A 13,335-nucleotide genomic window follows, 5' to 3' on the forward strand; every position below is an offset into this window, starting at 1 on the left:
TCATGTCCTGAGGGGGACTCCCAGTATGAAATTGCAGCGCTTCGCGCTCGCCCTGGCCGGGGTCGGCATGCTCGCCGGCACGGCTGCCGCTGTCCCTGCCACCGCGGCCGTCCGGTCAGAGCCGACGCCCGCGATCGCCCACGCGGCCAAGGGCAACCTGAAGACCACGCCGAACACCAAGCTCGCTTCCGGGGGATGCCTGCAGGATGTCGGCTTCAACACCCCGACGCCGGGGATCAACGACGCACTCGTCACGCCGGGCAAGCCGCCGCGTGGTGAGTTCTTCGCGGAGTTCCCGTTCGTCGGCACGCGGCTCAACACGACGTGGTACGGCGTGCAGACCGACACGCACTTCTACTACCACAGCCTGCTCGTGCAGAACGGCACGCTGTACCGCGGTGTCACCTACTTCGACACCGACAACGCACGGCCGACGTACGCGCGGATCGGCTCGGGCTGGACCAGCTTCACCCAGCTCGTGACCTCGAACTACGCCATCACCGCGCCGAACCGCTCGTACCTGTACGGGCTGAGCACCAACGGCAGCCTGTACCGCTACGCGGCGTCGGGCGCCACCTTCCGGGCACTCGGCCACTTCGCCGGCTTCAAGGGCTTCAAGGCGATGACCGTGATCTCCGAGACCCCGACCTACGACACGCTGCTGATGACCACCAAGGCTGGCGCGCTGTGGACGGTCCGGATCCCGGCCGCGGCCTCGACCAAGCCGGTCCTGAAGCTGGTCCGGAGCACGGGCTTCGCGGCGTACGAGTCGCTGGCCGCCAGGGAGTGCGGGGTCAAGGGCGGCACGCTGGTGACCGGCTTCGACAACGAGACCGACTCGGCGTACCAGTACGCGATGAGCAAGTTCAACGGCTCGGCGACGGCTGTCACGTCCTACGGCCGGGTCACCGGCGGCACCATCGCGGGTACCGGCATCTTCTCGATCACCGGCCACTGGAACCAGCTCGTCGGCGAGTGATCTGTTAGCAATAGAAGCCGGGGGCGCCGCTGGTTGCGGCGCCCCCGGTCTGTTGTCAGATCTTCTTCTGGTACGCGAGGATGCGCGCCACGATCTTGTAGTTGAGCTGCTCGTTGATGCTGATCATGTGGTTGTTGGACTCCGCGTTCCAGGTGTCCACCTGGGTCAGAGCGGGCTCGGCCTCGCGGAGCCAGAGCAGCATCGCGGACTTGACCAGGGCGCCGAGTCGGTGGCCGCGGTGGGCCCGGTCCACGGCGGTGTCGTGCTGTTCGCCGAGGTGGGGACGCTCGCGCTCGACGGAGATGACCGTGTGGCCGGCAAGGGCGCCGGTGGACTTCTCTCGGGCGATCACGCGGTACACGGTGTGCTCGCTCTTCGACTGCGCCTCTTCGTACGCCCGCAGTCGCCCGGGGCTGTAGACGTCGTCCTCCATGTCGAGGTCGTCCTTCGGGGCGTCGTTGATGGAGGCGGTCAGCGTGACCATGTCCTCCAGCAACTCCTCCGGCAGCGGCCCGGTCAGCTTGGTCAGCTCGTACGCCGTGGACGCGGCGACCGCGTCGTCGTACAGCCGCTGCACCACATCCCAGTCCAGCCCGGTCAGGTCCTGCCGACGGTTGACCTCGATCGCCTTCTGGACGAACCCGTGCCGGCGGGCGAACGCATCCGCCTTCGGCAGGTCGATGCAGCCGTAGCCGACCGTGTCCCGTCCGAGCTCGCGGGCGAATCCCTCGGCGTACTCGACCAACGCCGACCCGACACCACGTCCACGATGATCGGGATGGACGTCCACGTCGATCCAGATCTGGTTCGTGTTGTCGTACGTGTTGACGCCCACGGCCAGCAGCCCGACCGCGGTCCCGTCGGCCTCCCGTGCGAGATAGGCGTACTCGGGCTCCATGTCCCACCCGTAGCGGAGCATGTTGGCATACCCACGCACCGTCGGCTCCACCATCTCCGGGCAGTCGAGCTTGAGGCCCGCGCTCTTGATGGCAACGGCTTCGGCGCACCCGGCTTCGTCGTCGGGGGACAGTTTTGTGATCTCCACAGGCACAGCGTCCACCGAGCGACCGGTTTACCGCGACTGGTTTATCCGCGGTCGAGAAGTTCCTCGCTGAGCTTCCACAGCCGCCGCGCGTTCTCCGGGTCGATCGCATACGGCAGTACGCCGAACGCGCCCGGCGTCACGGCCAGCACCTCGGTGTCCGGTACGTCGGACCCGTGCACCACTGCGATGTCGACGTCCTCGCAGTACACCCCGCCGTACCCGTCGAGCTGTGGGCTGACCGCGCACCACACCTGCGTCGCCGCACCTTGCTCGGCCGTCTTCAGTCCGCGCTCCGGATCGATGATCGGCTCGTAGTTCTCGTCCAGGAACCCGCCCTCGCGCAACGTCTCGCGGTTCGAGTACCGGGTCAGATGCGTGATGATGCTGCCCGGATGTACGGCGAACGCACGGATGCCGTTGGCCCGCTCCCGCTCGTCCAGCTCGACGGCGAACAACACGTTCGCGGTCTTCGACTGCCCGTACGCCGGATAGGGCGCGTACTCGCGATGCTCGAAGTTCGGGTCGTCGAAATCGACCGCGCTGTACCGATGCCCGCGCGACGACACCGCCACCACCCGCGCACCGCCGGCCTGCCGCAATGCCGGCAGCAGTCGGGTCGTCAGCTGGAAATGCCCGAGGTGATTCGTCGCGAACTGCGACTCGTATCCGCGGGCGTCCCGGGTCAGCGGGTTCGCCATGATCCCCGCACTGTTCACCAGGATGTGCAGCGCCCGCCCACTCGCCAGAAAACGCTCGGCGAACGCATCGATGCTCGCCGGATCGAGCAGGTCCAACTCGTCGACGACAACCCCGTCGATATCCGCCAACTCACCGGCCGCCCGCGCAACATCACGCGCCGGCACGATCACGTCGGCACCCGCGGACCGGAACGCGCGGACAGTCTCCTTGCCCAGCCCCGAGTACCCGCCGGTGACGATCGCGACCTTGCCGTGCAGGTCGATGCCTTCCATCACGTCGTACGTCGTCGACGCGGCGGTGAATCCAGATCCCATTGGTGTTTGCATGCTTCAACGCTAGGGTCCGGGGCCCGGACGCAGAATGCTTGAGAGTGCCGATAACTTGCGCGATAGTACGGATATGGCTGACCCGCTGACCGACACGCTCGCGCTCACCGAGGCGCACTGCCACGTCTCGCGCGGCTTCGAGGCGATCGGGGAATGGGCGCTGCATTACCCGGCGACGAACCGGCTCAAGTTCACCGCGGCCGTCGAGGGCACGTGCTGGATCGACTTCGACGACGAGCTGGCGACGGGTCGGATCGAGCTGGAGCCGGGAGACGTCGTGCTGTTCGACGGCCGGCACGAGTTCGTGAAGGGCAACTCCGACGCCGTACCGGTCGAGGACGCCGTCGCCGCGTTCGGCGCCACCGACGGCCCGATCGCCCGCTTCGGCAACGGCACGCTCACCGGCGTCGGTCCGCGGGTCGTCGGCGTCGGCGGCCATGTCAGCCTGAATCGCACCGGCGACGAACTGCTGATGCGCGCCCTTCCGCCGGTGATCCATCTCCGGGCCATCGACGAGCGGTCGGCGACCTTCCACTGGCTGCTGAACCGGTTGTTGCACGAGGCAACGACCTCCGAGCTCGGCGCGGGTCTGGCCGCCGACGACGTCGCGCACCTGCTCTTCCTCGAGGCCCTCCGTGCCTGCCTCGCGCAAGCAGACGATCTCCCGGTCGGTTGGCTGCGCGCGATCGCCGACGAGCGCATCGCGCCGGCCCTGCGCCTGATGCATGACCAGCCCGGCCGGGCGTGGCAGCTCGACGAGCTCGCCCGGGCCGCGGCGATGTCCCGTACGACGTTCGCCGAGCGCTTCCGCTCCGTGGCCGGCGTACCGCCGCTCACCTACCTGCTCAACTGGCGGATGCGCCTCGCCGAGCGAGCGCTGCGCGACGACGATCAGTCGCTGTCCGCTCTCGCGCATTCGCTCGGCTACACGTCCGACAGTGCGTTCAGCAACGCCTTCAAACGCGTCAACGGCGTCGCACCCCGGCGCTACCGCGAGGCCGCCCGCGCGACCCGGGTGGCGCCCGAGGCAGAGGAAGCTACGGCTTAGGCATCCCGTACGCGTGGTCGACCGTCATCGAGAACATCAGCCGCTTGTCCTCGACCATCACCGCGCGGTACTCGTCCCAGTCCGGGTGCTCGCCGGACGCGGTCCGGTAGTAGTCGACCAGGTCCTCGACGACCGCGTCGTACGGATCGGCGGCGACCGGGCTGAGCTCGGCCTTCCCTTCCAGTACGACGTACGTCCGCCCGCGCGGCCCGTCGACGTACAGGCTGGCGCGTGGGTCGCGGCGCAGGTTCTTGGTCTTCGCGCGGCCGTCGGTGAGTGAGACGCGCACCCGGGTGCCGTCGAAGACGTAGGTGACGTTGGACAGCTGTGGCCGCCCGTCGCGCTTGATGGTGACCAGTACGCCGAGCCCATGCGTGCCGATCCGGTCGAGGAGGGATTCCGTCATACCAACAGCTTAAAATTTCAAGCGCCCTTGAAGGCAAGGGCGGCCTCTAGAACGCGGGACCTGTGGATCGGCTGAGGAAAGGCTCCGGATCCTGGTCCGCCGGCCGCGACCTGGAAACCATCGGGGCATGACCGAGATCAGCGAGCGGGCCGTCGTACGGCGGCTGAACGACCGGTTCGGGTTCGGGCCGGCGCCGGGTGACCTGGACGCCGGCGTCGACGCGACCGTACGGCGACTGCTGGGTCCGGCGAAGGATGCCGCGGTCCCGGTGCCGACCGGTTTGGAGCCGCCCGAGACCGTGAAGAAGAAGGACCAGGACAAGGACGCGAAGAAGGCCGCCAACAAGCAGCGGGCCGCGCAGGAGCGGAAGCTGACGATCTGGTGGCTGGACCGGATGGTGGTCAGCCGGACCGCAGGGGAGCGGCTGACCTGGTTTTGGCACGGGCACTTCGCGACCAGCAACCAGAAGGTCCGCAACACGGCCTGGATGCTGGCGCAGAACCAGACCCAGCGCACCCTCGCCCTCGGCCGGTTCGGCGACCTCGCGCAGGCGATGATCGTGGACACCGCGATGATCCGCTGGCTCGACGGGCAGAAGAACCGCAAGGGTTCGCCGAACGAGAACCTGGCTCGCGAGTTCATGGAGCTGTTCACGCTCGGCATCGGTCACTACCAAGAGGCTGATGTCGCGCAAGGCGCTCGCTGCCTGACCGGTTGGGTGTTGCGCAAGGACGCTGCGACCTTGCAGCGCAGGCGGTTCGACACCGGCAGCAAGACGGTGCTCGGCAGGACCGGCGACTTCGATGCGAAGGGATTCGCACGGCTCGCGCTTGCCCAGCCCGCGTCGGCCGGGTTCGTGATCGGCCGGCTGTGGTTCCGGCTGGTGTCCGCAACGCCGCCCGATGCGGCCACGGTCGCCCGGCTGACAACGGCGTACGGCGTCAACCGTGACATCAGATCGTTGCTGACGGCAATGGTTGCCGAGGGGGCGTTCAAGGACCCGGCGTCGAGTCTGGTGAAGGAGCCGGTGGAGTGGGCGGTCGGCCTGCTCCGCGCGCTGAAACTCCGGCCGAGCAAGCTGGAGGAGAAGGAGCAGAGCAAGCTGCTCGCCGGTCTGCGTGGCATGGGCCAGTTGCCGTACCGCCCGCCGAGCGTCGGCGGTTGGCCGGCCGGCGCGAGTTGGCTGACGACCTCGGCCGGTGTCACCCGGCTGCAACTCGCCCAGCAACTGGCGAAGAAGGCCGATCTCTCGGCCGTCAAGGACTCACAGGACGCCGCTGCTTTGCTCGGCGTCGACGGCTGGTCCGACCGGACCAAGACCGCGTTGGCCGGTGTGAAGGACCCTGCGCAGCTGACCGCGGTCGCGGCCTGCGCCCCCGAGTACGTCGTAAGCGGATAGGCGGAGGACATGGACAACCTGACGAGACGGCGCTTCCTGACGCTCAGTGGCGTGACTGCGGCCGGTGCGTTGGCGGCCGGAGCGACGCAGGTGAACTGGTCCGAACTGATGGCCGCGGCCGTCGACGATCCGTTGCCGAGCGACCAGTCGGTGCTCGTCGTCATCACGTTGTACGGCGGGAACGACGGATTGAACACGGTCGTCCCGGCGGCGGACCCGGCGTACCAGAAGGCCCGGCCGGATCTGGCGTACCAGACCAACGAGGTGCTCGATCTCGGCGACGGGCTCGGACTGAATCCGGGGATGAAGGGCCTGAAGGGCTTGTGGGACGACAAGCGGCTCGCGATCGTGCGCGGCGTCGGGTACCCGGACCCGGATCGCAGTCATTTCCGGTCGATGGCGATCTGGCAGACGGCATCGCCCAAGTCGCCGATCCCGACCGGCTGGCTCGGCCGCTGGCTCGACGCAACCGGCGCCGACCCGCTGCGAGCCGTCTCCGTCGAACCCACCCTGCCGCCACTCCTCGCCGGCGAGACCACGGCCGCCGCGTCCCTCCCGTTGCGCGGTCTGTCCTTGCCAGGCGGTGCACTAGGTACGGCGTACGCCGCGCTGGGCAAACCGAGTCCGGGCGACGGCCACTGGCAGGCGCGGGCCGCCAAGTCGGTGCTCGACCTGCAGAACGCGACGCAGGTGCTGGGCAAGGCGGTCAAGAGCGGCCACGAGCAGGAGGACGATGACGACGAGGAGCGAACGAAGGGCGCGTCAGCCGGCGGTACGTCGCAGCTGGGCGCGCAGCTCGAACTGATCGCCGGGCTGATCGAGGCCGGCGTACCGACCCGGGCGTACTCGGCCTCGCTCGGCGGATTCGACACGCACGCGGACGAGCGCGGTACGCAGCAGCGGCTGCTGACCGAGCTGGACGGCGCGGTGACGCCGTTCGTGCAGCGGCTGCAGAAGACGGACCGCGGGAAGAACGCGGTCGTGCTGGTGTACTCCGAGTTCGGCCGCCGGGTCCAGGCGAACGGAAGCGACGGCACCGACCACGGCACAGCCGGCCCGGTCTTCGTCCTCGGCGAGAAGGTCTCCGGCGGCTTCTTCGGCAACCAGCCCAGCCTGACCGACCTCGCCAACGGCGACCTCAAAGCCGGCACCGACTTCCGCGACGTCTACGCCACGATGTTGCAGCACGTCCTCGGCGAAGACCCCGGCAAGATCCTGGCCAACCACACCACCACCATCGACGGCCTATTGAGGGTGTGACAGTCGCAAGTAGAAGGCCGCGCCCGGCTTGCCATCGGCGCGGTCTCCTACGGTGAGGTCGCCGCCGTGGGCTCGGGCTACTCCACGGGCGATGGCCAGACCGAGACCGGCGCCTTTGCTCTGCGGGCTGTGGACCAAGCGGTCGAAGATCCGGTCGCGGACCTCAGGAGGTACGCCGGGACCGTCGTCCTCGACCATGACGCCGGCCGGGGTGACGCTGATCTGGATCGCCTGGGCGCCGGCCTGACGGGCATTGTCGACGAGGTTGGCCAGGACCTGGGTCAACCGCTCCGGGTCGGCGGTGACGATGGCGATGCCGTCGACCTCGACGTCCAGGTCAGGCGCGACCAGGCTGAGGCGAGCGGCTTGCGACTCGGCCAGGTGATGGAGGTCGACCTGCGTGAGCTGCAGTTGCAGGCCGGCATCGATCCGGCTCAACTCCAGCAGGTCGGACACCAGCGTGCCCGCGCGCCGGGATTCCCGCACCAGCAGGAGTTCGAGCTGTCCCCGCTCGCTCGACGCCGCCCGCGGACCAAGCTGGATCAGCGTCTCCGCAGCGGTCTGCAAACCGGCGATCGGAGTACGCAACTCATGCGCCGCATCCGCGACGAACTCACGCATCCGGTCCTCCGACCGTCGCGCAGCACCCTCGGCGCCCTCCAGCGCATCGAGCATCTCGTCGAACGCGGCCGCCGTACGACCGAGCTCGGTGTCCGCCCGCTCGGGCTGCAACCGCCCGCCCCGCCGGCCGGCCGCGATCGACCGCGCCAAACCGGTCATCGCATCGAGCGGCGCCAGCGCGAACCGCATGCCGATCGCCAACGCGAGCGCCGTGATCAGGATCGCCGCAGCGCCGGAGAGCAACAGCACCGTCCGAAGTCGCGAGCTCGCGTCGGCGAGCAGACTGGTATCGGCGGACAGCATCAGCGTCGCGCCCTTCGTCTGAACGCCCGCCTGCAACGTCGCCTTCACCTGCCGCACGTTCCCGCCGGCCTCGATCGGCGGCGCGCCCAGCTGCCGCCCGTTCCGCAGGATCAACGTGACCCGTACACCATCCGCATCCACCCTCCGCACCAAGTTGCCCGGAGCAACGTTCTGCCGCGCGAGCTGCTGGGCCAGCTGCGCCCGCCCGGTCAGCAGCGAGTCGAGACTGCGCTCGGCCTGCGCATCGAACACCGCCTTCACGACCAGCCCGGTGATCGGCAGCACGATCAGCAGTACGGCGATAGCCGTCACCGTCACGCGAACCCGCAGCGACCCGCTCATGGGCGCAGCACGTACCCGGACCCGCGGACCGTATGCAGCAGCCGCGGACCGTGCGCCTCCAGCTTCCGCCGGAGCCCGCTGACGTACACCTCGACCAGATTGTCCGCGTAGTCGTCGTACCCCCAGACTGCGGTCAAGAGCTGCGTCTTGCCGACCACCTTCCCGTCGCGGCCGGCCAGGAACGTGAGCAGCTTGAACTCGGTCGCCGTCAGCTCGATCGGCGTCCCACCCCGTCGTACCGATCGCGCTTCGACATCTACTTCGAGATCGCCGACCTCGAGAACCGTTCGCAGCCGTCCCATCCGCCGCAGTACCGCCTCCACCCGCGCGATCAGCTCGGCCAGCACGAACGGCTTCACCACGTAGTCGTCGGCGCCGGTCCGTAGCCCGTGCAGCCGATCGCCGACGGCGTCGCGCGCGGTCAACAGGATCACCCCGGCGTTCGACGTCTCGCGCGTGACCGTCAGCAGCTCGAACCCGTCCCGCCCGGGCAGCATCACATCGAGCAGCACGAGATCCGGCCGGTACTCCGCAAGGTCCCGCTCCAGGCCCTCGCCGTCCGGCCGGGTGCGCACGGTGTGGCCGGCTTCGGTCAGCGCGATACCGACGGCGGTCCGGATCGGCTCCGCGTCCTCCACCACCAGCACCCGCGCAGTCATCGGGCCATCCTCGCACCGTCGACGGACCGCCAACTGAACCCCGGAGGCAATCTTCAGCACATCCTCAGCGAGCCCGCCGTCACTCTTCGTGTCTCGTCCGTCGAGACCCCCGGTTCGACGGGCCGGGGGAGTTGTGCATAAAGTAGCTGTCATCATGCGGCACCAGCTTCTCCTCCTTCGCTGCCGCGGCGAGGCCTGTTAAGGCCGGTTCCCTCGCCGCGGAGTTCTGTCGTTCGCCGGTCGTCCTAGCGACCCCGCAGTAGACAGCTTCCCGAGGAGAACCCCCGTGGCACCGAAGAACCAGCCCAAGCCCGTCCAGCAGCCGTCCGGTATGCCGACCCACCGCTACCGCGCGTTCCCGCCGATCGAGCTGCCCGACCGCACCTGGCCGGCCAAGTCCGTCGACCGCACGCCGCGCTGGCTGTCCACCGACCTCCGCGACGGCAACCAGGCCCTGGTCGAGCCGATGTCGCCGGCCCGCAAGCGGCGGATGTTCGACCTGCTGGTGAAGATGGGCTACAAGGAGATCGAGGTCGGCTTCCCGAGCGCGAGCCAGTACGACTTCGACTTCGTCCGCAGCCTGATCGAGTCCGACGCGATCCCGGACGACGTGACGATCTCGGTGCTGACCCAGGCCCGCGAGGAGCTGATCGAGCGGACCGTGCAGTCGCTGCAGGGCTCGCCGAAGGCCACCATCCACCTGTACAACGCGACCGCGCCGCTGTTCCGGCGGGTCGTCTTCAACGTCGACAAGGCCGAGTGCCGCAACATCGCCGTCCGCGGCACCGAGACCGTGATGAAGTACGCCGACGAGATCCTCGGCGACTGCGAGTTCGGGTACCAGTACAGCCCGGAGATCTTCACCGGCACCGAGCTGGAGTTCGCGCTCGAGGTCTGCGAGGCGGTCAGCGACGTCTGGCAGCCCGCCGAGGGCCGCGAGATCATCCTGAACCTGCCGGCCACCGTCGAGATGTGCACCCCGAACGTCTACGCCGACCAGATCGAGTGGTTCGGCCGGCACCTGACCCGGCGCGAGCACAGCGCGATCAGCCTGCACCCGCACAACGACCGCGGTACGGCGGTGGCCGCGACCGAGCTCGCGCTGATGGCCGGCGCGGACCGGGTCGAGGGCTGCCTGTTCGGCCACGGCGAGCGCACCGGCAACGTCGACCTGGTCACGCTGGGGATGAACCTGTTCAGCCAGGGCATCGACCCGCAGATCGACTTCTCCGACATCGACGAGATCCGCCGTACGGTCGAGTACTGCACGCAGATGCGCGTCCCCGAGCGTCAGCCGTACTCCGGTGACCTGGTCTACACCGCTTTCTCCGGCTCGCACCAGGACGCGATCAAGAAGGGCCTGGAGGCACTCGACAAGCAGGCCGCCGCCGAGGGCAAGCCGGTCGGCGACATCGCCTGGGAGGCGCCGTACCTGCCGATCGACCCGAAGGACGTCGGCCGCAGCTACGAGGCCGTGATCCGGGTCAACTCGCAGTCCGGCAAGGGCGGCGTCGCGTACATGATGAAGTCCGAGCACCGGCTCGACCTGCCGCGCCGGCTGCAGATCGAGTTCAGCCGGGTGATCCAGCAGCACACCGACAACGAGGGCGGCGAGGTCGGCCCGCAGCAGATGTGGGACATCTTCGCGGCCGAGTACCTCGCACCGGGCAAGCTGTCGCTGCTGAGCGTGAACTCGACGTCCGGCGAGGGCCAGGGCGACCAACTCCGGGTTCAGGTCTATTCCAATGGCGTGCCGCACGAGCTGGTTGGCGAAGGCAACGGTCCGGTCTCGGCCTTCGTCGATGCGATCAAGCCGCTGAAGTACGACGTCCGCGTGCTGGACTACCACGAGCACGCGCTCTCCGCGGGCGGTGACGCGCTGGCCGCGGCGTACGTCGAATGCGAGGTCGGTGACGAGGTTTTCTGGGGTGTCGGGCGGGATGCGAACATTCTCACTGCCTCGCTGAAGGCCGTCGTCTCGGCTGTCAACCGCGCCACGCGCTGACTCCGTCACATTCTTCCGGCGAATCGCCCGTCTCTGTTTCAGAGGCGGGCGATTCCAGTACGCCCCGGTACCGTTGCGTCACGGACCGCAACGTTGTCTCAACGTTGCCTCAAGACGTTGACTCGATGACTGAGGTTGCGCACACTGTCGTCACTATGCGCAGATCCTTGCAAGACAGCGTTACTAAGTCGTGCTGTTGAGTGGTCTGCGCCACCGACTTTCCCTGGCAGTCGCGTGGAGGTGAGCAGTGAGCGGTGCGGTCGAGACACCCGCGTCGGAGCTGATCGAAGGGCCGGTTGTCGAACCGAAACCCTCGGCAGTTCGGCGCTTCTTCAGCGCCTGGCTTGTCCGAAGACTCTTCAAAGCCGTGCTGACCGTCTTCATCGTCACCACCGGCACGTTCTTCCTGGTCCGGCTGCTGCCGGGTAACCCGGTCGACACCTACATCCAGACCCAGATCGCGCAGACCGGTATCTCCTACGAGGCCGCCGCCGCGCAGGCGAAGAACCTCTTCTCCCTGGACCCGAACGCGCCGCTGATCCAGCAGTACCTGACGTACATGGGGAACCTGCTGCACGGCGACTTCGGCAACTCGGCGCTCTCGCCGGGCACGACGGTCGCCTCGGTGATCAAGACCTACCTGCCGTGGACGCTGTTCTCCGTCGGCGTGGCCACGGTGATCGCGTTCATCATCGGCATCGCGGCAGGCATGACCATGGCGTACCGCCGCGAGACCTGGCTGGATCATCTGCTCACCTCGGTCGGCGCGCTGCTGCACGCGATCCCGAACTACATCCTGGCGATCCTGATCGTGGTCTTCCTCGGGGTGAAACTGCAATGGTTCAACCTGACCGAAGCGCGCGGTTCGTACACGCCAGGCGTGCATCCGTCGTTCAGCCTCGCTTTTCTGAACGACATCTTCTACCACGCGACGCTGCCGATCCTGGCCTACACACTGACCACGGTCGGCTCCTGGGCGCTGGTGATGAAGTCGTCCACGGTGGAGACCCTCGGTGAGGACTACGTGACGGTGGCCCGGGCCCGCGGCCTGTCCGACTCCCGGATCAGGAACGGGTACGTCGGCCGCAACGCCGTCCTGCCGCTGTTCAGCCAGCTCGCGGTCTCGCTCGGATTCGTGGTCGGCGGATCGATCTTCGTGGAGAAGATCTTCGGCTACCAGGGCATCGGGTTCAGCCTCTTCAACGCGGTCAACGGCCGCGACTACGCCGTACTGCAGGGAATCTTCCTGGTGGTCACGATCTCGGTGGTCGCGGCCAACCTGCTCGCGGACATTCTCTACAGCCGGCTCGATCCGCGGATCCGCGTCCAGGGCAAGGGGTGACGAGATGACCGAAGCAACGATCCCCGTCTCCTCGATCGGAACCACCGGCGTCTCCCGCTTCGCCGGCATCATCAGGTCGTTGCGCCGCAGTCCGGCCGGGTTCATCGGTTTCGTGATCGTGGTCCTGCTGATCCTGATCAGCGCGATCGGGCCGTTCTTCACGCCGGAGGTCGCGCCGAACGTCAAGGAGATCCTGCTCCCGGCCGGCTCACCCGGCCACTTGCTCGGCACCGACAACGAGGGCAAGGACGTCCTGGTCCAGATGATCGCCGGCGGCCGGACGGTGATCTTCGTCGGCTTCGTCGCCGCGGCGATCTCCACCGTGCTGGCGATCGTGCTCGGCTCGCTGGCCGCCTACCTCGGCGGCTGGGTCGACTCGGTCGTCGTCACGCTGGCCGACGTCTTCCTGACCGTCCCGCAGATCGTCCTGCTCGCGGTCCTCGGCGCGTTCTTCAAGCTCGACTCGCCGGTCCTGCTGGCGCTGCTGGTCGGCGGCCTGTCCTGGCCGGTGCTGACCCGGGCGGTCCGGGCCCAGGTGTTCTCGCTGAAGGAACGCGAGTTCGTCGAAGCCGCGCGACTACTCGATCTCGGCACACCCCGGGTGGTGTTCGTCGAGATCCTGCCGAACATGGCCAGCTTCATCCTGATGAACTTCATGATCGGCGTGACCAACGCGATCTACCAGCTGGTCGGCCTGTACCTGCTCGGTCTCGCGCCACTGACCGGGTCCAACTGGGGCATCATGCTCAACCGCGCCTGGATCGCCGGCGCGATCTTCAACGACAACAGTCTGGCCTGGATCCTCAGCCCGATTGTCGCGATCATCCTGCTGCTGCTCGGATTGGTGATGATGACTCGATCCCTCGAAGAGATCCTCAACCCGCGCCTCCGGGACCGGTGA

The 13,335-nt window shown here is 67.9% G+C and carries 12 protein-coding genes; 7 read left to right on the plus strand and 5 right to left on the minus strand.

Features of this window, described 5'->3' with window-relative positions:
* Positions 1-25: 25 nt before the first annotated feature.
* Positions 26-979 (plus strand): hypothetical protein, encoded by a 954-nt coding sequence (locus tag FDA38_RS10470; protein ID WP_137253813.1) that lies wholly within the window; start codon positions 26-28, stop codon positions 977-979.
* Between the two features lie 55 nt (positions 980-1,034).
* Here FDA38_RS10470 and FDA38_RS10475 read toward each other — a convergent pair whose 3' ends face one another.
* Together FDA38_RS10475 and FDA38_RS10480 are read right to left on the minus strand one after the other, a co-directional pair.
* Positions 1,035-2,024, minus strand: a complete 990-nt coding sequence (locus tag FDA38_RS10475) for a GNAT family N-acetyltransferase (RefSeq protein ID WP_233714627.1) — start codon at positions 2,022-2,024, stop codon at positions 1,035-1,037.
* Between the two features lie 41 nt (positions 2,025-2,065).
* On the minus strand, positions 2,066-3,049 hold the full coding sequence (locus FDA38_RS10480; RefSeq protein WP_137253814.1) for an oxidoreductase: 984 nt from the start codon (positions 3,047-3,049) through the stop codon (positions 2,066-2,068).
* A gap of 73 nt (positions 3,050-3,122) precedes the next feature.
* Between FDA38_RS10480 and FDA38_RS10485 the strand changes: the two genes are divergently transcribed.
* Positions 3,123-4,097: an AraC family transcriptional regulator gene (locus FDA38_RS10485; RefSeq protein ID WP_202877614.1), complete on the plus strand. Its 975-nt coding sequence runs from the start codon at positions 3,123-3,125 to the stop codon at positions 4,095-4,097.
* Here FDA38_RS10485 and FDA38_RS10490 read toward each other — a convergent pair.
* On the minus strand, positions 4,087-4,503 hold the full coding sequence (locus FDA38_RS10490; RefSeq protein ID WP_137253816.1) for a PPOX class F420-dependent oxidoreductase: 417 nt from the start codon (positions 4,501-4,503) through the stop codon (positions 4,087-4,089). The two genes, FDA38_RS10485 and FDA38_RS10490, sit on opposite strands and share 11 nt — an antisense overlap.
* A gap of 127 nt (positions 4,504-4,630) precedes the next feature.
* Between FDA38_RS10490 and FDA38_RS10495 the strand changes: the two genes are divergently transcribed.
* On the plus strand, positions 4,631-5,902 hold the full coding sequence (locus FDA38_RS10495; RefSeq protein WP_137253817.1) for a DUF1800 domain-containing protein: 1,272 nt from the start codon (positions 4,631-4,633) through the stop codon (positions 5,900-5,902).
* 9 nt (positions 5,903-5,911) lie between these two features.
* A complete protein-coding gene (locus FDA38_RS10500; RefSeq protein WP_137253818.1) occupies positions 5,912-7,162 on the plus strand; it encodes a DUF1501 domain-containing protein in 1,251 nt (416 codons plus the stop codon).
* On the opposite strand, the gene FDA38_RS10505 is transcribed toward FDA38_RS10500, so the two are convergent.
* Positions 7,148-8,428, minus strand: coding sequence for a sensor histidine kinase (locus tag FDA38_RS10505; RefSeq protein WP_137253819.1), 1,281 nt, complete (start codon positions 8,426-8,428; stop codon positions 7,148-7,150). The two genes, FDA38_RS10500 and FDA38_RS10505, sit on opposite strands and share 15 nt — an antisense overlap.
* Positions 8,425-9,087 (minus strand): response regulator transcription factor, encoded by a 663-nt coding sequence (locus FDA38_RS10510; protein WP_137253820.1) that lies wholly within the window; start codon positions 9,085-9,087, stop codon positions 8,425-8,427. The genes FDA38_RS10505 and FDA38_RS10510 overlap by 4 nt, the downstream gene beginning before the upstream one ends.
* 331 nt (positions 9,088-9,418) lie before the next feature.
* On the opposite strand from FDA38_RS10510, the gene leuA reads away from it, so the two are divergent.
* The 3 genes from leuA to FDA38_RS10525 all read left to right on the plus strand — a co-directional run bounded on the left by leuA (position 9,419) and on the right by FDA38_RS10525 (position 13,335).
* On the plus strand, positions 9,419-11,092 hold the full coding sequence (leuA, locus tag FDA38_RS10515; protein WP_202877658.1) for a 2-isopropylmalate synthase: 1,674 nt from the start codon (positions 9,419-9,421) through the stop codon (positions 11,090-11,092).
* Positions 11,093-11,339: 247 nt separating this feature from the next.
* Positions 11,340-12,434 carry an ABC transporter permease gene (locus tag FDA38_RS10520; RefSeq protein ID WP_233714628.1) on the plus strand — a complete coding sequence of 365 codons (1,095 nt, stop codon included), beginning with the start codon at positions 11,340-11,342 and terminating at the stop codon, positions 12,432-12,434.
* 4 nt (positions 12,435-12,438) lie between these two features.
* Entirely contained in the window at positions 12,439-13,335 is an 897-nt protein-coding gene (locus FDA38_RS10525; RefSeq protein ID WP_137253822.1) for an ABC transporter permease, read from the plus strand.

The sequence above is a fragment of the Kribbella jiaozuonensis genome (assembly GCF_005233875.1).
Lineage (GTDB): Bacteria > Actinomycetota > Actinomycetes > Propionibacteriales > Kribbellaceae > Kribbella > Kribbella jiaozuonensis.

What these genes read in the sequence shown, in the direction of transcription:
- leuA (WP_202877658.1), top strand. Translation starts at nt 9,419, where the DNA reads ATGCCGACCCACCGCTACCGCGCGTTCCCGCCGATCGAGCTGCCCGAC.
- FDA38_RS10495 (WP_137253817.1), top strand. Translation starts at nt 4,631, where the DNA reads ATGACCGAGATCAGCGAGCGGGCCGTCGTACGGCGGCTGAACGACCGG.
- FDA38_RS10525 (WP_137253822.1), top strand. Translation starts at nt 12,439, where the DNA reads ATGACCGAAGCAACGATCCCCGTCTCCTCGATCGGAACCACCGGCGTC.
- FDA38_RS10470 (WP_137253813.1), top strand. Translation starts at nt 26, where the DNA reads ATGAAATTGCAGCGCTTCGCGCTCGCCCTGGCCGGGGTCGGCATGCTC.
- FDA38_RS10510 (WP_137253820.1), bottom strand. Translation starts at nt 9,087, where the DNA reads ATGACTGCGCGGGTGCTGGTGGTGGAGGACGCGGAGCCGATCCGGACC.
- FDA38_RS10505 (WP_137253819.1), bottom strand. Translation starts at nt 8,428, where the DNA reads ATGAGCGGGTCGCTGCGGGTTCGCGTGACGGTGACGGCTATCGCCGTA.
- FDA38_RS10490 (WP_137253816.1), bottom strand. Translation starts at nt 4,503, where the DNA reads ATGACGGAATCCCTCCTCGACCGGATCGGCACGCATGGGCTCGGCGTA.
- FDA38_RS10500 (WP_137253818.1), top strand. Translation starts at nt 5,912, where the DNA reads ATGGACAACCTGACGAGACGGCGCTTCCTGACGCTCAGTGGCGTGACT.
- FDA38_RS10480 (WP_137253814.1), bottom strand. Translation starts at nt 3,049, where the DNA reads ATGCAAACACCAATGGGATCTGGATTCACCGCCGCGTCGACGACGTAC.
- FDA38_RS10485 (WP_202877614.1), top strand. Translation starts at nt 3,123, where the DNA reads ATGGCTGACCCGCTGACCGACACGCTCGCGCTCACCGAGGCGCACTGC.